20 protein-coding genes and 1 tRNA gene are annotated in these 19,729 nt (G+C 69.6%); 13 read left to right on the top strand and 8 right to left on the bottom strand.

The annotated features are described in order from the left end of the window. Positions 1-20: 20 nt before the first annotated feature. The gene (locus tag OH735_RS18380; RefSeq protein WP_406382617.1) at positions 21-569 is read right to left on the bottom strand and encodes a helix-turn-helix domain-containing protein; all 549 of its coding nucleotides are present in this window, start codon (positions 567-569) and stop codon (positions 21-23) included. 172 nt (positions 570-741) lie between these two features. Between OH735_RS18380 and OH735_RS18375 the strand changes: the two genes are divergently transcribed. Continuing rightward, a tRNA-Ala gene (locus tag OH735_RS18375) sits at positions 742-814 on the top strand. A 458-nt stretch (positions 815-1,272) separates the two neighbouring features. Here the strand turns inward: OH735_RS18375 and OH735_RS18370 are convergent. Together OH735_RS18370 and OH735_RS18365 are read right to left on the bottom strand one after the other, a co-directional pair. Next, positions 1,273-1,908 (bottom strand): response regulator, encoded by a 636-nt coding sequence (locus OH735_RS18370; RefSeq protein WP_406382616.1) that lies wholly within the window; start codon positions 1,906-1,908, stop codon positions 1,273-1,275. Beyond that, entirely contained in the window at positions 1,905-3,113 is a 1,209-nt protein-coding gene (locus tag OH735_RS18365) for a sensor histidine kinase (protein WP_406382615.1), read from the bottom strand. The genes OH735_RS18370 and OH735_RS18365 overlap by 4 nt, the downstream gene beginning before the upstream one ends. Positions 3,114-3,375: 262 nt before the next feature. On the opposite strand from OH735_RS18365, the gene OH735_RS18360 reads away from it, so the two are divergent. The 3 genes from OH735_RS18360 to OH735_RS18350 all read left to right on the top strand — a co-directional run bounded on the left by OH735_RS18360 (position 3,376) and on the right by OH735_RS18350 (position 5,625). Continuing rightward, entirely contained in the window at positions 3,376-4,464 is a 1,089-nt protein-coding gene (locus tag OH735_RS18360; RefSeq protein ID WP_406382614.1) for an ABC transporter permease, read from the top strand. Next, a complete protein-coding gene (locus OH735_RS18355) occupies positions 4,461-5,144 on the top strand; it encodes an ABC transporter ATP-binding protein (protein WP_406382613.1) in 684 nt (227 codons plus the stop codon). Before OH735_RS18360 ends, OH735_RS18355 begins: the two co-directional genes overlap by 4 nt. A 133-nt stretch (positions 5,145-5,277) precedes the next feature. Next, complete coding sequence (locus OH735_RS18350; protein ID WP_406382612.1) at positions 5,278-5,625, top strand: arginase family protein; 348 nt, start codon at positions 5,278-5,280, stop codon at positions 5,623-5,625. A gap of 84 nt (positions 5,626-5,709) precedes the next feature. Here the strand turns inward: OH735_RS18350 and hutH are convergent, their stop codons facing one another. Next, positions 5,710-7,245: a histidine ammonia-lyase gene (gene hutH, locus OH735_RS18345; protein ID WP_406382611.1), complete on the bottom strand. Its 1,536-nt coding sequence runs from the start codon at positions 7,243-7,245 to the stop codon at positions 5,710-5,712. A 107-nt stretch (positions 7,246-7,352) separates the two neighbouring features. Between hutH and OH735_RS18340 the strand changes: the two genes are divergently transcribed. Beyond that, the gene (locus OH735_RS18340; RefSeq protein ID WP_406382610.1) at positions 7,353-8,126 is read left to right on the top strand and encodes an IclR family transcriptional regulator; all 774 of its coding nucleotides are present in this window, start codon (positions 7,353-7,355) and stop codon (positions 8,124-8,126) included. Positions 8,127-8,246: 120 nt separating this feature from the next. On the opposite strand, the gene OH735_RS18335 is transcribed toward OH735_RS18340, so the two are convergent. After that, on the bottom strand, positions 8,247-8,990 hold the full coding sequence (locus tag OH735_RS18335) for a DUF5324 family protein (RefSeq protein ID WP_406382609.1): 744 nt from the start codon (positions 8,988-8,990) through the stop codon (positions 8,247-8,249). Positions 8,991-9,506: 516 nt separating this feature from the next. Here OH735_RS18335 and OH735_RS18330 point away from each other — a divergent pair. Beyond that, positions 9,507-10,034 (top strand): peptidylprolyl isomerase, encoded by a 528-nt coding sequence (locus OH735_RS18330; protein ID WP_406382608.1) that lies wholly within the window; start codon positions 9,507-9,509, stop codon positions 10,032-10,034. Between the two features lie 154 nt (positions 10,035-10,188). After that, positions 10,189-11,088 (top strand): rhomboid family intramembrane serine protease, encoded by a 900-nt coding sequence (locus tag OH735_RS18325; RefSeq protein ID WP_406382607.1) that lies wholly within the window; start codon positions 10,189-10,191, stop codon positions 11,086-11,088. Between the two features lie 325 nt (positions 11,089-11,413). On the opposite strand, the gene crgA is transcribed toward OH735_RS18325, so the two are convergent. Beyond that, entirely contained in the window at positions 11,414-11,668 is a 255-nt protein-coding gene (gene crgA / locus OH735_RS18320; protein WP_265543105.1) for a cell division protein CrgA, read from the bottom strand. Between the two features lie 141 nt (positions 11,669-11,809). Between crgA and OH735_RS18315 the strand changes: the two genes are divergently transcribed. Genes OH735_RS18315 through OH735_RS18290 form a run of 6 tightly spaced genes read left to right on the top strand, consistent with a single transcriptional unit; the run spans position 11,810 to position 16,329 of the window. After that, positions 11,810-12,577: a DUF881 domain-containing protein gene (locus tag OH735_RS18315; protein ID WP_406382606.1), complete on the top strand. Its 768-nt coding sequence runs from the start codon at positions 11,810-11,812 to the stop codon at positions 12,575-12,577. Positions 12,578-12,603: 26 nt separating this feature from the next. Next, positions 12,604-13,320: a class E sortase gene (locus tag OH735_RS18310; RefSeq protein ID WP_406382605.1), complete on the top strand. Its 717-nt coding sequence runs from the start codon at positions 12,604-12,606 to the stop codon at positions 13,318-13,320. Positions 13,321-13,376: 56 nt separating this feature from the next. Beyond that, a complete protein-coding gene (locus OH735_RS18305) occupies positions 13,377-13,559 on the top strand; it encodes a hypothetical protein (RefSeq protein ID WP_266747294.1) in 183 nt (60 codons plus the stop codon). Further along, positions 13,556-14,194, top strand: a complete 639-nt coding sequence (locus tag OH735_RS18300) for an aminodeoxychorismate/anthranilate synthase component II (protein WP_406382604.1) — start codon at positions 13,556-13,558, stop codon at positions 14,192-14,194. The genes OH735_RS18305 and OH735_RS18300 overlap by 4 nt, the downstream gene beginning before the upstream one ends. After that, the gene (locus OH735_RS18295) at positions 14,191-15,573 is read left to right on the top strand and encodes a class E sortase (protein ID WP_406382603.1); all 1,383 of its coding nucleotides are present in this window, start codon (positions 14,191-14,193) and stop codon (positions 15,571-15,573) included. The genes OH735_RS18300 and OH735_RS18295 overlap by 4 nt, the downstream gene beginning before the upstream one ends. Before the next feature lie 27 nt (positions 15,574-15,600). Continuing rightward, positions 15,601-16,329 carry a class E sortase gene (locus OH735_RS18290; protein ID WP_406382602.1) on the top strand — a complete coding sequence of 243 codons (729 nt, stop codon included), beginning with the start codon at positions 15,601-15,603 and terminating at the stop codon, positions 16,327-16,329. Between the two features lie 104 nt (positions 16,330-16,433). On the opposite strand, the gene OH735_RS18285 is transcribed toward OH735_RS18290, so the two are convergent. Both OH735_RS18285 and pknB read right to left on the bottom strand, forming a co-directional pair. Then, positions 16,434-17,471: a restriction endonuclease gene (locus tag OH735_RS18285; RefSeq protein WP_406382600.1), complete on the bottom strand. Its 1,038-nt coding sequence runs from the start codon at positions 17,469-17,471 to the stop codon at positions 16,434-16,436. Between the two features lie 218 nt (positions 17,472-17,689). Further along, positions 17,690-19,678, bottom strand: a complete 1,989-nt coding sequence (gene pknB / locus OH735_RS18280; protein WP_406382599.1) for a Stk1 family PASTA domain-containing Ser/Thr kinase — start codon at positions 19,676-19,678, stop codon at positions 17,690-17,692. Between the last annotated feature and the right edge of the window lie 51 nt (positions 19,679-19,729).

Raw genomic sequence — 19,729 nt, 5'->3', positions numbered from 1 at the left:
CAGGGTCTGTCGGACAGGCCCTAGCTCTGGTGTCCCTCGTAGTGCGCCACCGCGTCCGCGGTGCGTCCCGCGCCGTACACCTTGAGGAACTCTGCCAGCTCCGGGTGGGTCGGGGCGAGGGAGTCGGCGGCATCGATGATGTCACCGGCGGCCGCGACGGACCGCAGCAACGACTGGATCTCGCGGACCACGCGCCGGACGGTCGGAGCGCCGCCGGTGTGGGAGGTCTGGCCGGTGGCGGTGAGGACGGAGCCGCCCTGGGACTTCTTGATCTCTTCCATGCGGTCGGTGGCCTCTCCCGCGCTGACGCTGCCGTCGGCGACCTGACCGGCCAGTTCCTGGAGAGCCTGGACGCGCTGGACGACCGCGGGGTTGCCGATCTTCGCCCGCTGGCCGCTCATCAGCTGGGAGAGCATGGGGGCGGACAGCCCGAGGACCGCGGCGAGCCGGGCCTGGTTCAGGCCGAGATCATCGATCAGCCGGCGGAAGAGCGCCCCGAGAGACTCTCCGTACCAACTGCGCTGAAGTTCCCGGGCTCTTGCTGTTGCCTCTTGCTGAGCTGCATCCATGGCGCGTCTCCCCTTCGCTGCGGCTTCGCTGCCGCGAACCTCGTCGAGCATCTTACGGAGCGTGGTCGCGGACCGGGAGTCCCTATCTTTTTGCAGGATTCCGGGGGGTACCCGGTACTCTGGTCTGCGGCGGTCGCCGAGACGCTGGAGCGTCCGGTGCTGTCCGCTTTTCGGGGCCTTAGCTCAGTTGGTAGAGCGCTGCCTTTGCAAGGCAGATGTCAGGAGTTCGAATCTCCTAGGCTCCACATCGGTAGAAGGGTCCCCCGGACCGCGGAAACGCGGCCGGGGGATCTTTTTGCGTGGATCGGGGCACCTTTTTGTGTTGATGACGTCTCGGGTGACGGGCCGTCGATGGCGGAGTGCCCGGCGACGGCATGAGAACCGCAGGTCATGCGTTTTCGCAGGTCAAGCAGGGTGGCGGTAACTCTGGCGCAATACGTGCTCGATAGCGTGGACGGCATGGATCGCACCGCGAAGGCCACACCGGAGGACAGCGGACAGCCCGTGCCGCCGGGCCCGTCCGGTGGCACGGTTCCTGCCGACCGGGTCCCGTCGCGGCCTCGCGCGGAGCGGGCACGACGGCTGGCCGATGCTCACCGTCCCCCTGCTGGTCGCCCTCGCGCCCTACCCCCCTCGCTCTGCACAGCTGAACAGAGTGCCTGGTGCCATGGGCCCTGTTCAGCGGCTGCCAATGTGCCGGCCGTCAGCGGCGGATGAGGCCGAGGTCGGTGGCGGTGGCGACGGCGGCGGTGCGGGAGTCGACGCCGAGCTTGGCGTAGATGTGGGCCAGGTGGGACTTGACGGTGGCCTGGGTGAGGCTGAGCCGGTCGCTGATGCGCTGGTTGGACAGGCCGTCGGCGACCAGACCGAGGATTTCCGTCTCGCGGCGGGTCAGGGCGGCACGGGGGGTGCGCAGGCGGTTCATGAGCCGGTCGGCGACGGTGGGGGCGAGGGTGGTGCGCCCGGCGGCGGCGGTCCGTACGGCGGCGGCCAGTTCCTCGGGCGGGGCGTCCTTGAGGAGGTAGCCGGTGGCGCCCGCTTCGATGGCGGGCAGCGTGTCGGCGTCGGTGTCGTAGGTGGTGACGACCAGGACCCTGGGTGCGCCGGGGCGGGCGGTGATGGCGGCGGTGGCCTGGGAGCCGTTCATGCCCCGGCCGAACTGGAGGTCCATCAGAACGACGTCGATGTCGAGTTCGCCGGCCAGGGTGACCGCTTCCTCGGCCGTGGCGGCCTCGGCCACGATGGTGAAGTCCGGTTCGGTCTCCAGTACGGCGCGCAGTCCGGCCCGTACGACCGGATGGTCGTCGGCGAGCAGCAGACGGATGGGGGTGTTGGTCACGGCTGGGCCTCGTCGTCGGGTCGGGGTGCCGGGTGGGCGGGGAGCTGCGCTGCGAGGGCGCTGCCTCGGCCGGGCGCGGATTCGATGCTGAGGGTGCCGCCAAGAGCATGGGTGCGGGCGCGCATGGCGGCCAGCCCGAAACCGCCGGTGGCCGGATCGGGAGCGGGCAGGCGGGTGGGGTCGAAGCCGGTGCCGTCGTCGACGACGTCGAGGGCCACCGCGTCGTCGAGGTAGCTGAGAGTCACCTCTGCGGTGGTGGCGCGTGCGTGGCGGACGGTGTTGGACAGCGCGGACTGCGCGATGCGCAGCAGGGCGACTTCGTGGGCGGTCGGCAGGGGCACGGGCTCGCCGGTGAGATGGAAGCGGGCGGTGAGGGGGTGCTGGGTGCTGGTCGTGGCGCACAGCCGTTCCAGGGCTCCGGCCAGGGTGGTGCCTTCCAGGGCGGGCGGGGTGAGGGCCGCGACGAACCGGCGGGCTTCGGCGAGGTTGTCCACGGACGTCTGGCGGGCCTGGTCGATGTAGCGGCCGGCGGCCTCGGGCCGGGCGGGCAGGGCGCGTTCGGCGGCGCGCAGGAGCAACTGGATGCTGGACAGGCCCTGGGCGAGGGTGTCGTGGATCTCGCGGGCGAGGCGTTCGCGTTCGGCCAGGACACCGGCGGTGTGCTGGGCGGCGGCGAGGTCGGCGCGGGTGGTGGTGAGTTCCTCGATCAGGCGTCGGCGCTGTTCGCTCTCCCGGTACAGGGCCTGGTAGCCCCACACCACGGCCACGGCGACGGCCGCGCCCAGCGCCGGGCCGATCGCGGTGGCTGCGGCGAAGGTGCCCTGGTGGGCGGAGAAGGCCGTGATCGCAGCGACGGCGGTGGCGACGACCGAGACCAGGCCGCCGCGGCGGGGCAGCAGATGGAGCTGGAGGAAATACAGCGGGAACGCCAGCCACACCGCGTCGGCGGTCAGGGCCAGCAGAACCAGCCAGACGGCGCCCACCATGCCCAGCCACAGCGCGGCGGCCCGGCGGGAGCGGCTGATACGGGGCAGCAGCGGGCCCACGGCGTACGCCACCCCCAGCGCCGTACAGACGGCGACGATGAGGCCCGCCCGGGATTCCCCCGTGCCCAGGGCTCGGACCACGGTCAGGGCGAGCAGGCCGATGACCAGCAGGTGCAGGCACCAGGCCAGGGCCCTGGTGGTGGGAGTGAGGGTGCTCATGAGACACCCAGTCTACGGAAACGGGCCATACCGGGCATCAATCAAAAGGTGGAGGGCAGGCGCCGCCCTTTGATTCCAAAAGTCCGTTCCTGGGCGCGATGCCTCGGCATGGGGGCGGCGACGAGGGTGGGGACATACCGCTTCCACACGTGAAGGCGTGCTGCTTCCGCACGTGAATACGCATTGAATCCGCACGTGAAGACGTACCGATTCCACGAGTGACCACGTACCGATTCCACCCCGTGAAAGGACAGGCCGGAACATGTTCGTCGCCTGGAGAGATCTCCGGTTCGCCAAGGGGCGCTTTGCCTTGATGGGAACCGTCATCGTGCTGATCACGCTGCTGGTCGGGCTGCTGTCCGGGCTGACCGCCGGACTCGGCCGGCAGAACATCTCCGCGATCACGGGCCTGCCCGCCGACAGGATCGCCTTCGCCGCTCCGAGCAGCGGGCAGGACGTGTCGTACTCCAATTCCACGGTCACCCGCGAGCAGTGGAAGCGGTGGGCCGAGGCACCCGGGGTGAGCGGCGCCGAGCCGCTGGGCATCTCCACCACCAAGGCCACCGCCGGCGACCGGAGCGAGGGCGTGTCCGTCTTCGGAGTCCGGCCCGGCTCCGGCCTGGCCCCCGACAGCGGGAAGATCGACGACCGTTCGGTGGTGCTGTCCGCCGCCGCCGCCGACGGCCTCGGTGTGAAGCCGGGCGACACGGTCACCGTCGCCGGCCGGAGTCTGACCGTCGCCGCCACGAGCGGGGACGCGTCCTTCAGCCACACCCCCGTCGTCTGGACCAGCCTCACCACCTGGCAGAAGACCGCCCCGCCCACCGGCGGCTCCGACGGTCCCGAGGCGACCGTCATCGCACTCACGACGTCATCGGACGCCGAGGTGGACGCGACCGACAAGGCCGTGGGCACGAAGACGGTGTCCAAGGACGACTCGCTGTCCGCGATCGGCTCCTACACCTCCGAGAACGGCTCCCTGCAGCTGATGCGCGGCTTCCTGTTCGCCATCTCCGCGCTGGTCATCGGCGCGTTCTTCACGGTGTGGACCATTCAGCGCAGCGGCGATGTCGCCGTCCTCAAGGCCCTGGGCGCGTCCACTGCCAGCCTGTTGAAGGACGCCCTCGGCCAGGCCGTCGTCCTCCTGGCGGGCGGCACCCTGATCGGCACCGGACTCGCCGCCGCTGTCGGTGCTGCCGTTTCCGGTTCGTCCGTGCCCTTCCTCCTCACCCCGGCAACCGTCCTCGTCCCGGCCGCCGTGATGATCCTGCTCGGCGCGCTAGGGGCCGCCCTGTCCATCCGCCGCATCACTTCCGTCGACCCGCTGACCGCCCTGGGGAGCGCACGATGAGCCTGAACCTGACCGACATCACCCTGACCTACCCCGACGGCGAGAGCCGCCTCACTGCCCTGGACCGGGTCTGCCTCGACGTCCCCAAGGGCAGCCTCACCGCCGTCGTCGGCCCCTCCGGCTCCGGCAAGTCCAGCCTCCTCGCCGTCGCCGCCACCCTCATTACCCCCGAGGCCGGCACCGTCACCATCGACGGCACCAGCACCACCGGCATGACCCGCGGCGAACTGACCGCGCTACGCCGTCACAAGATCGGCATCGTCTTCCAGCAGCCCAACCTGCTGCCCTCCCTCACCGCGGCCGAACAGCTCCAGGTCATGGCCCGGATCGACGGCCGTTCCCCGTCCGCGGCCCGCCCGCGCGCGATGGAGCTGCTGGACGCCGTCGGCCTGGCCGACCAGGCGGGCCGACGCCCCCACCAGCTCTCCGGCGGCCAGCGCCAGCGCATCAACATCGCCCGCGCCCTGATGAACGACCCCACCGTCCTCCTGGTCGACGAACCCACCAGCGCCCTGGACCACGAACGCGGCGCCGCCGTCATCGACCTGATCACCCGGCTCACCCACCAAAGGGCCACCGCCACCGTCCTCGTCACCCACGACCGCGCCCACCTCACCGCCGTCGACCAGATCGCCGAAGTCCACGACGGACGCCTCACCCTGCCCGCACCCGCCCGCTGACCACACCGACGCCGACGACCGACGCCGACGACCGACGCCGACGACACGCCGACGACCGGCCCCGCACGACCGGCCCCGCACGACCGGGCGCGACGGCCGGCAGGCCGTGGCCGGCCCCGTGCGGACATCCCCGATGGTGCGCTACCTTCCGGACACCGGGTGCGGGCTGCTCGACCTGCCCCGTACCGAGAAGTTCGTCGACGACTTCCTCGCGAGCTGTGAGGTCGTGCATCTGAGCATCGACCTCGACGTGCTCCCCGCCGCCGTCGCACCGGGCGTCAGCGCCCCCGCCGCCTACAGCGTGCAGATGGACGTCATCGAGCGCGTCTGCGCCAAGGAGGCCGCGAGCGGCAAGCTCGCCGTGTGCGACATCGCCGAGCTGAACCCGGACCTCGATGTCGGCCGGCGCACGGCGCGCGCCGGCGCGCGCCTGATCCACCGCATGGTGACCTCGCGGAGCACGGCGCCTGGCACGGTGTGACCGCCCGCGGGGGCCTTGTGCACGCCCCCGCGGTGGTCGTGCGCGCTGCCCGGCGAGTCACTCGCCGGGCAGCGCGCAGGCGGTTCAGGCCAGCGGGCCGGTGACGGACTCCGCGGCAGCGATCGCGTCGCCCGAGGCGACGTACTGCACGGTGGCCTCGATCTCGGGAGCGAGCCAGCGGTCGGGGCCGGGGCCCTCGACCGTCTCGCGCAGGCCGTCGCGTACCGCCGCCGTGGCGGGCGACGGCGTCAGCGGGGCGCGCATGTCCAGCGCGCGGGCCGCGGTGTAGATCTCCACCGCGAGGACGCGGCCGAGGCCGTCCAGCGCGCGGCGCAGCTTGCGGGCCGCGGACCAGCCCATGGAGACGTGGTCCTCCTGCATGGCACTGGAGGGGATGGAGTCGACGGAGGCGGGGGTGGCCAGCCGCTTCAGTTCGGAGACGATCGCGGCCTGCGTGTACTGGGCGATCATGTGGCCGGAGTCGACGCCCGGGTCGTCCGCCAGGAAGGCGTTCAGACCGTGGTTACGGGCCGGGTCCAGGAACCGGTCCGTACGGCGCTCGGAGACCGAGGCCAGGTCGGCGACGGAAATGGCGAGGAAGTCCAGCACACAGGCGACCGGCGCACCGTGGAAGTTGCCGTTGCTCTCCACCCGGCCGTCCAGCGTGACCACCGGGTTGTCGACGGCGCTCGCCAGCTCGCGGGCGGCCACCAGCTCGGCGTGCGCGAGGGTGTCGCGGACCGCGCCGTGCACCTGCGGCGAGCAGCGCAGCGAGTACGCGTCCTGCACCCGCGTGCACTCCGGCGTGCGGTGGCTGGCGACGATGCCCGAGTCGGCGAGCAGGGCCCGCAGGTTCGCGGCGCTGTCGGCCTGGCCCGGGTGGGGGCGGAGCGCCTGGAGGTCGGCCGCGAACACGGCGTCCGTACCGAGCTGGCCCTCGACGCTCATGGCGGCGGCGATGTCGGCGGTGCGCAGCAGCCGGCGCAGATCGTGGGCGGCCAGCACCAGCATGCCGAGCATGCCGTCGGTGCCGTTGATCAGCGCGAGGCCCTCCTTCTCCTCCAGCACGACCGGAGTGATCCCGGCGGCGGCGAGCGCCTCGGCGGCCGGCAGATGCGTGCCGTCGGCGTCGCGGACCGTGCCCTCGCCCATGACGGCGAGCGCACAGTGGGCGAGCGGGGCCAGGTCGCCGGAGCAGCCGAGCGAGCCGTACTCGTGCACGACGGGGGTGATGCCGGCGTTGAGCAGCGCGGCGTAGGCCTCGGCGGTCTCCGTACGCACGCCGGTACGGCCCGTCGCCAGCGTCGACAGACGCAGCAGCATCAGCGCACGGACGACCTCGCGCTCGACCTCGGGGCCGGAACCCGCGGCATGCGAGCGCACCAGGCTGCGCTGCAGCTGCGCGCGCAGTTCGCCGGGGATGTGGCGGGTGGCCAGCGCCCCGAAACCGGTGGAGACGCCGTAGTGCGGCACCACCTCGTCGGCCAGGCCCCGGATCACCTCACGGCTGCGGGCGATCTCCTTCAATGCCTCCGGCGACAGGGCCACCGGAGTTCCCAGGCGGGCAACGGACACAACATCGTCGGCAGAGAGCGGGCCGACACCAACATCAACAGTCATGTCTTCATGAAGCCGGTTACGGGGGCCGCACCGCGACGGGCTGCCCGAAGGTTGTGTCTGGGATCCCAGACAAATGGTCCACGCGACGGCGGGTCTATCGTCGGAGCATGAGCATCGTCCCGGCTGCCGCGCAGGTCCTGGCCGTGCTGCGCTATCTGGCGACCCAGGCCGCCCCGGTGCCCGCGGCGGCCATCAGCCGCGACGTCGGACTGCCCCGCTCGACGACCTACCACCTGCTGGACACCCTTGCCGCCGACGGCTTCGTCTCCCACCTGCCCGAGGAGCGGCGCTACGGTCTCGGCGTCAGCGCCTTCGAACTCGCCTCCGGGTACGCGCGCCAGGAGCCCTTCCAGCGGCTGGCCCGGGTGCCGCTGGCCAAGCTTGTGGACCGCACCGGGCACAACGCCAACCTCGCGGTGCTGCACGGCCGCGAGGTCATCTACGTCATCGAGGAACGGGCCCCCGGCCGCGCCCCCCTGGTCAGCGAGGTGGGTGTGCGGCTGCCGGCCCAGCTGACCGCCAGCGGCCGCGCGGTACTGGCCCATCTGCCGGCCGCGCAGGTACGGGCGCTCTTCCCGGACCGGTCGTCCTTCGTCCAGCGCAACGACGCGGGGCCCACCTCGTTGACCGCGCTGCGTGCCCTGCTGGCCGAGGTGCGCCGTCGGCAGTACGCCACCGAGGAGGGCGAAATCACCGTCGGCCTGTCCTCCATCGCCGCCGCCGTGTTCGATCACCACGCCCATCCGATCGCCGGCGTGTGCGTCACGTTCCCGAGCCGGCCGGGGAGTGCCGCCGAACGCCAGGAGATCGCGGGGCACGTCGCGCAGACCGCCCGCGAACTGACCCGCCGCGTGGGCGGCGTCCCGAAACCACCCCGCTGACGCCATGCGACTCGGCCTCGCGAGCTACCCGCTTCCGCATCCCCCGACTCCGCGGACGGCGAAGCGGGCGTCGGAAGACCTCAAAGTCTTCCGACGCCCGCTCCGCCGTGCGGGGACTGCTCAGCGGCGGTCGTCGCGATCGGTGCCGTCCACACCCTCCGGACCGTCCGTCCCCTTGCTCTTCGTGTTCTCCGCATCGCCCTGCTCGGCCTGGGCCTCCGGGGCGAGCGAAGACGGTCCGCTGCCGTCGACCGAGGTCAGCGGTGCGCGGTCGGAGACCTCCGTGGGGGCGGGCGGCTCGACCAGCCAGTCCGGGTTGGCCTGCTTGTCCCACCACCGCCAGGCGGCGTACGCGGCACCCGCCACGATGCCGGCCACGGCGAAACACTTGAAGAACCGGCCGGCCTTCGCCCGCCGCTCGTGCTTCCTGGCGAGCTGCCTGATCTCCTTCGCGGTGACCTGTCCGCGCAACGCCGCCAGCGCTGCGGCGCTGCGGAGCGAGGCCTCCTCCGCCACGGGCTGGGCGACGGCCATCGCGTGCTCGACGCGCGGAACGGTGTAGTCCGCGGCGCTGCGCGCGACCTGCCGTGTGCGGAGCGCCGCGCGCTGGGCCACCTCGTCGACCTTGGGGGGCACATGGGCACGGGCCAGTCCGATACGCGGCGCGAGATGCGCGTCGTATTGGACGCGGGCCTGCTGGGCTGCCTTCGACACCTTCGGCGCGAGCCGTGTGCGGGCCTCGTACGCGAGATGTGCGGCCTGGTCCTTGGCCGAGTCGGCGTAGGGCGCCACCACTTCCGCGGCGTGCTGCACGCTGTCCTTGGCCGAGTCGGTTGCGGCGCGCACGCTGTCGATGCGGGTCACGGGATCCTCCTCCTTGGTGGCGGGTAGGTACTCCGCCTTTCCACCCATTTCGAGATCATGCCTGCTGAAGGCCTGTACGGCATGCGGGGCAGGCATACGGGTCATCCCGGTCATGACTGACATCTTCGGGCAATGCGGTGCAAGGGGGAGCTTGCCGACGACAATGCCACGGTTCGGTTCAGCCCGCGCCGGTTGGTCACGCACTTGGCCGCATTTGTTCCTGCGGGGAGCGGCACACGAGAGACTTCGGGGAACCCGCAGGCGAAGGGGTGGGCGAAGGAAGGGGTGCGGACACGGCCTCGGCGCGACGGGCACCCGACAGGGCAGGACGGGTTCCATGGGCAGGACGGGCGCTCGATCGGGCAACAAGGTGAGCGGAGTGCGTTCGGGGTGGCGGCCGGGCGCCGGAGCGGAAGGACCGTGCGAGGATCGGTGGAACGTCACCGCGGACCCGACGTCACCCCTCGCGGACCCGACGTCACCGAAGACTCACCGAAGACTCACGGAAGGCAGATCGTGGCCGAGCAGCTTTACGCCACCTTGAAGACCAATCAGGGCGACATCGAGATCCGGCTTCTGCCGAACCACGCGCCCAAGACGGTCAAGAACTTCGTCGAGCTCGCCCAGGGCGAGCGTGAGTGGACGCATCCCGAGACCGGCAAGAAGTCCACGGACCGGCTGTACGACGGCACCGTCTTCCACCGCGTCATCAGCGGCTTCATGATCCAGGGCGGCGACCCGCTGGGCAACGGCACCGGTGGCCCGGGGTACGAGTTCGGTGACGAGTTCCACCCCGACCTCAGCTTCAACAAGCCGTACCTGCTGGCCATGGCCAACGCCGGCCCGGGCACCAACGGCTCGCAGTTCTTCGTGACCGTCTCGCCGACAGCCTGGCTGACCGGCAAGCACACCATCTTCGGCGAGGTCGTCGACCCCGCCAGCCAGAAGGTCGTGGACGCCATCGCGGCCACCAAGACCAACTCCCGCACCGACCGTCCGCTGCAGGACGTCGTGATCGAGTCGGTCGTCATCGAGAACCGATGATCGCCGGTAGTCATCAAATGGTCACGCTCTGATTGTCCTTTCGGGAACCAACCGCCCTGCTCGTCCGTACTTGTTACATAGCGGACGAGCAGGGCTGCGTTGTGAGTGCTGCCGCCACGACAAGCACCGAGGGGACCGGGAAGTGATGGGACCGATGGACCAGCAGCCGCCGGGAGACCAGGACCGGTCCGCCGCCACGGACGGCTCGCTCAGCTGCTACCGCCACCCCGGTCGCGGTACGCACATCCGCTGCACCCGCTGCGACCGCCCGATCTGCCCCGAGTGCATGGTCAACGCCTCGGTCGGCTTCCAGTGCCCGGACTGCGCCCGCCAGGGAGCCGGTACGGGACACGGCCCGGGCGCCGCCCGGCCGCGCACGGTCGCCGGTGCCCCCATCACGGCCGACCCCCGGCTCATCACCAAGATCCTGCTCGCTCTCAATGTCGCCGTGTTCATCGTGGTGCACGTGAAGGGGTCGCTGCTCCAGGACCTGACGCTCTTCGGCCGGGCCAACCTCTACTACGGCGGCCCGCCGGAGGGTGTTGCGGAGGGCCAGTGGTACCGGCTGGTGACGTCGATGTTCCTGCACCAGGAGGTGTGGCACATCGCGTTCAACATGCTGGGACTGTGGTGGCTCGGCGGCCCCTTGGAGGCGGCGCTCGGCCGCGCCCGCTACCTCGCGCTCTATCTGCTCTCCGGCCTGGCGGGCAGCGCTCTCACCTACTGGCTCGCCGCACCGAATCAGCCCTCGCTCGGCGCCTCCGGAGCGATCTTCGGCCTTCTGGGCGCCACCGCCGTGCTCATGCGCCGGCTCAACTACGACATGCGCCCGGTCCTCGCGCTGCTCGCGGTGAACCTGGTCATCACCTTCAACCCCTGGGGCGGGATCGCCTGGCAGGCGCATGTCGGCGGTCTGATCGCGGGCACGCTGATCGCGATCGCCATGGTGCACGCCCCCCGTGAGCGGCGCGCCCTGGTGCAGTACGGCACCTGTGCCCTGGTCCTGGTGGCCGTGGTCGCCATCGTCCTAGCCAGAACAGCCGCGCTCACCTGAGCCGACGCCGCCCCGGACCCGGCCCGGTTCCCGGAGATCTACGATCGGCCGGCTGTCCACAGCGTGACTTGTCCACAGCGCGTGCCGGATCTTGTGCATTCTGTGGGAACAACTGTGCCCCTTGTCGCTGAGCTGGGTTTTTCCAGCAGGGACAAGGGGCGTGCCATCCCTCGGTGAGGGAGGCTGCAGTCACATCGGCGTCAACAGCCAGGGAGTTATCCACAGATCGTCTGACCTTTTCCCCTGCCTGTGGATAACTCTGTGGGTAACTCGGGGCAAGGGTTGCGGAACCGGTCCCCGCTGTGGGATCAGGCGCCCTGCGGCACTACTTCCACTGCGTGGAGACGCCGAAGCCGCCGGCGATGAAGCCGAAGCCGACGACGATGTTCCAGTTCCCCAGCGACTTGATCGGCAGATCGCCGTCGGTCACATAGAAAACGACGATCCAGGCCAGACCGATCAGGAAGAGCGCCAGCATCACCGGCGCCACCCAGCTGCGGCTGGTCAGCTTTATGTTGGTTGCCTGCTTCGCCGGAGGGGGCGTGAAGTCGGCCTTCTTGCGGATACGTGACTTCGGCACGAGGAACTCTCCTGTCGATGCGCTGCGTGACCGCGCAGAGAACTGTGGCTGGCGCCGGGGCGGGGCGCGAGGGGGAATGCTTCCTCCCTCGGGCGTCCGTTAGCGTAGTGCTTCCGTGGCGCCGAAGGAGATAAGGGTACGTTGAGCAATTCTGCCGACTCCTCCCGAGGACCGGTCCGGCGCACCTTCCGGCACCCGGCCCGGGTGCTCACCGCCGCTGTCTTCGCCCTCGCCGGGCTGATCTTCGTCACCAGCGCCAACACGGCCAAGGGCACCAACATTCGCACCGACTCCTCGCTGCTGAAGCTCTCCGACCTCATCCAGCAGCGCAGCGGCAAGAACGCCCACTTGGACGAGACCAATGCCACCGCGCGCGGGGACATCGACGCCCTCGTGCGGCGCGACCGCGGCAGCACCGAGGCGGAGGACGCCCGGCTCAAGGAGCTGGCGCGGGCCGCGGGTACCACGAAGCTCTCCGGCCGGTCCGTGTCCGTCACGCTCAATGATGCACCGCTGGGCGCCACCGCGAACCCCGGCTATCCCGACCCGCAACCCAACGACCTGGTCATTCACCAGCAGGACCTGCAGGCGGTCGTCAACGCCCTCTGGCAGGGCGGCGCCCAGGGCATCCAGGTCATGGACCAGCGGCTCATCTCCACCAGCGCGGTCCGCTGCGTCGGCAACACCCTGATCCTCCAGGGCCGCGTCTACTCCCCGCCGTACAAGATCACCGCAGTGGGTGACCCGGCCGCGCTCAAGCGGGCACTCGACGACTCCCCGGCGATCAGCAACTACCTGCTGTATGTGAAGGCGTACGGGCTCGGCTGGAAAGTCGACGAGCACAAGGCGGTGACTCTTCCCGGCTACTCGGGCACAGTGGATCTCCACTACGCGGAGCCGGTGAAGTAGCGAGCAGCTGTGGGGAGGCCGACACGGTGTCGGTGCGACTGATCGTGCGGACGTTCAGCGAACTCTGCGTCACCGTCGGTGCCCTGATCGTGCTCTTTGTGGTGTACGTGCTGTTCTGGACCGGAGTGAAGGCCGCCGACGCGACCGAGGGACAGATCGACACCCTGCAGAACCAGTGGGCGCGGGGCACGGTGTCCGCCCCGGCGCCGGGCACGTCCCCCGCGCCGGGCGCTTCCCCGATACCGTCGGCGCCGCCCGCCCCCGCGGCGTACCGGGACGGCAAGCCGTTCGCGATGCTGTACATCCCCCGCTTCGGCAAGGGCTGGGAGTGGCCCGTCCTGGAGAACACCGAGGTCAGGACCTTGCAGAAGGGGCTCGGCCACTACAGCGGGACCGCCCGCCTCGGCGCGACGGGCAACTTCGCGGTGGCCGGACACCGTCGCACGTACGGGGACCCGTTCAAGGACTTCCCGAAGCTGCGCCCGGACGACGCGGTGCTGCTGACGGACGGGACGACGTGGTTCACGTACCGCATCGACAAGAAGCCCTACCGGACGGTGCCGAGCGACATCGCGGTCATCGACCCCGTACCCCGCAGGTCCGGTTTCCACGGGCCCGGCCGCTATCTGACGCTGACCACCTGCGACCCCGAATGGGGCAGCAGCCACCGGCTGATCGCCTGGGCGCACCTCGACGCGACCCAGCCGGTGAGCGACGGCAGGCCGGCAGCTTTCCACAGCTGACCCACGCTCGTGCCCCGGCCCTTTAGTCTGGTCCCGTACCGAATGGAGGGGACAGCATGTACGGCTGGATCTGGCGGCATCTGCCGGGCAACGCATGGGTGCGTGCGCTCATCTCGCTCGTGCTGGCGCTGGCTGTCGTCTACGCGCTTTTCCAGTACGTCTTCCCGTGGGCGGAGCCGCTGCTTCCGTTCGGCGACGTGACGGTGGACGGCTCGACGGGAACGGGGGGCGGCCAGTGAGCGCCCGCATCCTCGTCGTGGACAACTACGACAGCTTCGTCTTCAACCTCGTCCAGTACCTCTACCAGCTCGGCGCCGAGTGCGAAGTGCTGCGCAACGACGAGGTGACCACGGCACACGCCCAGGACGGCTTCGACGGGGTCCTGCTGTCGCCCGGCCCCGGCACCCCGGAGCAGGCGGGGGTCTGCATCGAGATGGTCCGCCACTGCGCGGCCACGGGCGTCCCGGTCTTCGGGGTCTGCCTCGGGATGCAGTCGATGGCGGTGGCGTACGGGGGTGTGGTGGACCGCGCCCCGGAGCTGCTGCACGGCAAGACCTCGCTGGTGACCCACGAGGGCACCGGGGTCTTCACCGGCCTGCCGTCCCCCTTCACCGCGACCCGCTACCACTCGCTCGCCGCCGAACCCGACACGGTCCCGGCGGAGCTGGAGGTGACGGCGCGCACCGCCGACGGCATCATCATGGGGCTGCGCCACCGGGAACTGGCGGTGGAGGGCGTGCAGTTCCACCCGGAGTCGGTGCTGACCGAGCACGGCCATCTGATGCTGGCCAACTGGCTGGCACAGTGCGGCGACACAGGAGCCGTCGCGAGGTCGGCGGGGCTCGCGCCGGTGGTGGGCAAGGCCGCCGCGTGACCGCACTCCGTCCCGAACACGACGCCGGACAGGACGGCCCGTACGAGCAAGGAGCGTACGAGGCCGCGGGCGCGTTCGAGGCGGCGGTCGACCAACTGGCGGATCCGCTGAACGATCCGCTGCCCGGGCAGCACGCCTCACCGTGGTCCCGGTCCGGCGGCATCCCGCCGCAGGAGCAGGGGCGGGGACTGTACCGGGCGCCGGATCAGCCAATCCCGGCGCAGGCGCAAGGACAGTCACAGCCACAGGCGCCACACGGGGCGCAGACGCCCGAGCAGACCCCGCGGGAGTGGTACGACCCCGAGGGGTTCGAACGGGACTGGTACGGGCAGCAGGCGCCCGCGCCGGTGCCCCGGGTGCAGACCGCCCCCGCCCCCGCACCCGTTCCCCTCCCGCCGGACGACGAGACGGTCGGACTGCGGACTGCGGACCCGCGCCACCTGGCCGATCAGGCGTTGACGGTCCGGCAGCCGGTTTTCGTGCCGGAGCCGGTGCCGGGCCTGGACGCGGAGCCGGATACAGACCGCGAGAGGGCTGATCCGGAACCGCGTACCGGAGGCCGTGCCGAGCGCCGACGCGCCGCGAAGGGGCGCGGCCGCCGACGGGCCGAACCGCGGTCGGAAAGCACGGTGTCGGCCACGGCATCGGCATCGGCCGCCAAGCCGATGTCGCGCGTCGAGGCGCGGCGCGCGGCGCGCGCGGCCAAGGACAGCCCGGCCGTTGTCGCCAGCCGGGTCGTCGGTGAGCTGTTCATCTCGCTCGGTGTGCTGATGCTGCTGTTCGTCACGTACCAGCTGTGGTGGACGAATGTGCGTGCCGACCAGTACGCCGGCAAGGAGACGCACAAGATCCAGGACGACTGGGCGAAGGGCGACCGCAACCCGGGTGCGTTCGAGGCCGGGCAGGGGTTCGCCATCATCCATATCCCCAAACTGGACGTGGTCGCGCCGATCGCCGAGGGCATCAGCAAGGAGAAGGTCCTCGACCGGGGCATGGTCGGCCACTACAGCGAGGGCACGCTGCGCACCGCGATGCCGTCCGCGAAGAAGGGCAACTTCGCGCTGGCGGGCCACCGCAACACGCACGGCGAACCGTTCCGCTACATCAACAGGCTGCGCTCCGGTGACCTGATCGTGGTCGAGACGCAGGACACGTACTACACGTACGAGGCGACGAGGACCCTTCCGCAGACTTCGCCGTCCAACGTCTCGGTGATCGGCCCGGTTCCGCCCGGTTCGGGGTTCACCGGGCCGGGCCGGTACATCACTCTGACGACCTGTACGCCGGAATTCACGAGTACGTACCGTTTGATCGTCTGGGGCAAGATGGTCGACGAACGACCGCGCAGCAAGGGCAAGCCCGACGCGCTCGTCGGCTGAAACATCATCACGACAGGGACGGGTGCGGTGACAGCGAGGACCGAGCACGAAGAGCGAATCGGGGAGTTCGCGCCCCCGCCGCGGCGCAGAGAACGCCATCCCGTCGCGACGGCGGTCAGTTTCTTCGGCGAACTGCTGATCACCGCGGGCCTGGTGCTGGGACTGTTCGTCGTCTACTCCCTCTGGTGGACGAACGTCCTCGCCGACCGCGAGGCCGCCAAGCAGGGCCATACCGTCCGCGACCGCTGGGCGGGCGGACCGGGCGCCCTGGACACCAAGGACGGCATCGGCTTCCTGCACGTTCCGTCGATGAAGAACGGCGAGGTGCTCGTCAAGAAGGGCACCGACACCGAGAACCTCAACAACGGCATCGCGGGCTACTACACGGAACCGGTGAAGTCGGCCCTCCCCTGGGATAAGAAGGGCAACTTCACCCTGGCGGCGCACCGCGACGGGCACGGTGCCAAGTTCCACAACATCGACAAGGTGAAGACGGGTGACGCGGTCGTCTTCGAGACCAGGGACACCTGGTACATCTACAAGGTCTTCAAGGAGCTTCCCGAGACGTCCAAGTACAACGTCGATGTACTGCAGGCGGTGCCGAAGGGATCGGGCGCGCAGAAGCCCGGCCGCTACATCACGCTGACGACCTGCACACCGGTCTACACGTCGAAGTACCGCTACATCGTGTGGGGCGAGCTGGTGCGTACGGAGAAGGTGGACAAGGACCGCACGAAGCCGGCGGAGCTGCGTTAGCCGTGACTGAGCTCCTTCGAGGAGCCTGGTCGTTCTAGGATGGCGAAGGCCCGAAGTCGCAACCACCCTTTGCGACTTCGGGTCCTTTCTCAGTCTGGCTACGGCTACCTCAGGATCGGCAGCGGTACTCCGGCGCTCCACTTTTCGAGATGAGCGCGGTCGACGAGGGTGATGCCGTAAGTCTCGGCGATGGCGCGTGCGTCGGGTGTGAAGGAGGTCGTGGCGACGAAGAGAGCCACATCGGCCCCATGCTGGACGAAAGAGGCGCCGAGGAACTTCTGCAGCTCTCCGCTCCACACCGGACGGTAGGGCGCGAAGCTCTTGCACTGCACGACGATGCTGCGGCCGTCTGCGGTCACCGCTGTGACATCCACACCTCGGTCGCCGGGACCGCCGTGCACCACGACGTCCGTACAGCCGTCGCGGCGGAGCAGTACGGCGACATGGTGCTCGAACTCCCGCCAGTTCATGGCGTCGATGGACGCCATGATTCCGGTGTACGGGCGCGGGCCCTGGGCGTGTTCAAGGTGCCTCAGCCGGTGATGGTGATTGCAGAGCTTCTGCTCGACTTTCTCGACGTCGTCCCGGAGCGAGATCAGCTCCTTGCGGTGGTCACCGGAAGCCTCGATGAGGGCGTTGGACATGGGGACGACGGTCTTGCCGAGGATGTGGGTGATGCGGTGGTCGATGTGCTCGTCGAGGGCCCCGGTTTCCCTGTGGACAGAGTTGTCCACAGGCTGAGTCCGCGCCACGTACTCCATGTCAAGCAGGTATGTACGCACCTGACGTGCGATTTCGCTGTCCCGGAGAAGCATGGCGACGTTGAGTACCGTCCGTCGGGAGAAGACCGCGATCGCCCGTGAACGTGACTGAATTCCACAGGCCCCCTTGAAGAGGGCCAGTCGCGTGCCTGTCAGAACCTGGAGGCCATTGGAGTCCAGCTCCTCCCTGTGGTCCTCCATAACGGACTCAAGGGTCTTCACGGTCACCTCGAAGTACGCCGCGACCATCGCCGTGGTCACGTGCATGCCGTCCGGCAGCAGCGAGAGCGCCTTGACCTTGTCGAGCGCCTCTGTCCGGCCGGCGACGTCATTGCGCAGAGACCTCGACTCCAGCAGTACTGCATTGTTGATCACGTTCATGCCCTGTCGGCTCGTCTCGGATGTTGGTACGAGCTGGGGGGCGGGGCTTGATCCCCACGTCACCCCATCCGTCCAACGAGTCAGCACATATGAAGACACGATCGGTTTACGGCTGCATGTGCGGTATGCCGGGCCGGAGGCGTCGTGGCAGGACACAGCAAAGAGCCCCGGTCACCGTTGCGGTGCCGGGGCCCTTTGGCAGTTGGGGCGATTCGGGGTCAGTGCTGGCGTGAGCCGGACGGGCCGCCGAAGATGTTGCCGTCTCCCTTGCCCGGCATGGTCTGGACGTTGACCGCGCCGTTCTTGTCGACCTGCTGACCCGCTTCGGGCTGGGAGAAGACGACCTTGGCCTTGTCGTCATCCGGTCCCTGCACTTGGCCGAGCTGCAGGCCCGCCTGGGCCAGCAGGGCATTCGCCTCGGCGAGGGTCTTGCCCTGCAGGTCGGGAACCGTGGTCTGCTCCGGCTGCGGCGGACCCTTGGAGACCTTTAGGACGATTTGGACATCCTTGGCCTGCTTGCCGGGATCTGGGGTCTGCCCGACCACTACGTCCACGGCGGCCTCGGGCGCGTCGACGTCGGTACGCACGATGTTGGTGAACCCGATGCGCTTGAGTTGGTCCTCCGCATCCGTGTACGTCCTGCCGGTCACGGAAGGGAGTTCCAGGAGGGCCTGCTTGGCGACCGTGATTGTGACCTCGGAGTTCTTCTCGGCCTTCGTGTTGCCCTCGGGGTCCTGCTTGATGACCGTACCCGCGGTCTTGTCGGACTCGACGGTGGTGACGTTCACCGTGAAGCCCTTCTCCTCAAGGTACTTGCGGGCGTTCTCCTCGGACTTCTCCGTGACGTCCGGGACCTCGACCTTCGGCGCGCCGGTGGAGACGACGACCGTGACGGTGCCCTTCTTCGCCATCTTGTCGTCCGCGGTGGTCGGGGTCTGGCTGCAGATCTTGCCCTTGGGCTGGTCCTCGCAGGGTTCGTTCGAGCCGACCTTGAGGACGACGTCAGCGTTCTCCGCAAGTTTCTCTGCCTGTTGCACGGTCGAGCCGACCATGTTCGGCACAGGGACCTTGTCGCTGTTGTTGTTGGTGTCGCCGAACACCGACCGGCCGATCAGGATCGCGCCGATCAGCACCAGGACGCCCGCGGCGATCAGCAGGATCGTCGAGGTGTTGCTCTTCTTCTGGCGCCTGCGGTCCGGCCGGTCGTCGTAGCCGTAGCCGCCGTCGTCCGGGTTGACCGGGGGCAGCATGGACGTGGGTGCGCCGTTCTGGTCCGCAGCACGCAGTGCGGTGGTCGGCTGGTCGTTGACGTATCCGTCGTAGCCGCCGTAACCGGGCGCGCCCATCGCCGCGGTGGCGGCGACCGGCTGGCCGTCGAGGCAGGCCTCGATGTCGGCGCGCATCTCGTCGGCCGACTGGTAGCGGTAGTCGGGGTCCTTGGTCAGGGCCTTCAACACGATCGCGTCCATGGCGGGCGTGATCTCGGGGTCGAAGTTGCTCGGCGGCTGCGGCTCTTCCCGTACGTGCTGGTAGGCGACCGCGACGGGTGAGTCCCCGATGAACGGCGGCCGGACCGTCAGCAGCTCGTAGAGCAGGCAGCCGGTCGAGTACAGGTCGGAACGCGCGTCGACCTGCTCGCCCTTGGCCTGCTCCGGGGAGAGGTACTGGGCGGTGCCGATGACGGCCGAGGTCTGGGTCATCGTCATGCCGGAGTCGCCCATGGCGCGGGCGATGCCGAAGTCCATGACCTTGACCTGGCCGGTGCGCGTCAGCATGACGTTCGCCGGCTTGATGTCGCGGTGGACGATGCCCGCGCGGTGCGAGTACTCCAGTGCCTGGAGGATGCCGACGGTCATCTCGAGGGTGCGCTCGGGCAGCAGCTTGCGGCCGGAGTGCAGAAGTTCCCTGAGCGTCGATCCGTCGACGTACTCCATGACGATGTACGGGATGGAGACCCCGTCGACGTAGTCCTCACCGGTGTCGTAGACCGCGACGATCGCCGGGTGGTTGAGTGACGCGGCGGACTGGGCCTCACGGCGGAACCGGGCCTGGAAGGACGGGTCGCGGGCCAGATCGGCCCGCAGCGTCTTCACAGCTACGGTGCGGCCGAGCCGGGTGTCGTGTGCGAGGTAGACCTCGGCCATGCCACCACGGCCGAGCACCGAGCCCAGCTCGTACCGGCCGCCGAGGCGACGCGGCTCTTCCATAACTGTTCCAGCCCTCTCCGTCAGTCCCGACCGCACCGGTGTGTGGTCCGG

The organism is Streptomyces sp. NBC_01618 (genome assembly GCF_045209435.1).
Classification (GTDB): domain Bacteria; phylum Actinomycetota; class Actinomycetes; order Streptomycetales; family Streptomycetaceae; genus Streptomyces.
This window is presented reverse-complemented; position numbering and strand designations above follow the sequence as displayed.

Coding starts and splice junctions, on each gene's coding strand:
- OH735_RS18380 (WP_406382617.1), bottom strand. CDS start 569: ATGGATGCAGCTCAGCAAGAGGCAACAGCAAGAGCCCGGGAACTTCAG.
- OH735_RS18365 (WP_406382615.1), bottom strand. CDS start 3,113: ATGAGCACCCTCACTCCCACCACCAGGGCCCTGGCCTGGTGCCTGCAC.
- OH735_RS18360 (WP_406382614.1), top strand. CDS start 3,376: ATGTTCGTCGCCTGGAGAGATCTCCGGTTCGCCAAGGGGCGCTTTGCC.
- OH735_RS18355 (WP_406382613.1), top strand. CDS start 4,461: ATGAGCCTGAACCTGACCGACATCACCCTGACCTACCCCGACGGCGAG.
- OH735_RS18350 (WP_406382612.1), top strand. CDS start 5,278: ATGGTGCGCTACCTTCCGGACACCGGGTGCGGGCTGCTCGACCTGCCC.
- hutH (WP_406382611.1), bottom strand. CDS start 7,245: ATGACTGTTGATGTTGGTGTCGGCCCGCTCTCTGCCGACGATGTTGTG.
- OH735_RS18340 (WP_406382610.1), top strand. CDS start 7,353: ATGAGCATCGTCCCGGCTGCCGCGCAGGTCCTGGCCGTGCTGCGCTAT.
- OH735_RS18325 (WP_406382607.1), top strand. CDS start 10,189: ATGGACCAGCAGCCGCCGGGAGACCAGGACCGGTCCGCCGCCACGGAC.
- OH735_RS18305 (WP_266747294.1), top strand. CDS start 13,377: ATGTACGGCTGGATCTGGCGGCATCTGCCGGGCAACGCATGGGTGCGT.
- OH735_RS18285 (WP_406382600.1), bottom strand. CDS start 17,471: ATGAACGTGATCAACAATGCAGTACTGCTGGAGTCGAGGTCTCTGCGC.
- pknB (WP_406382599.1), bottom strand. CDS start 19,678: ATGGAAGAGCCGCGTCGCCTCGGCGGCCGGTACGAGCTGGGCTCGGTG.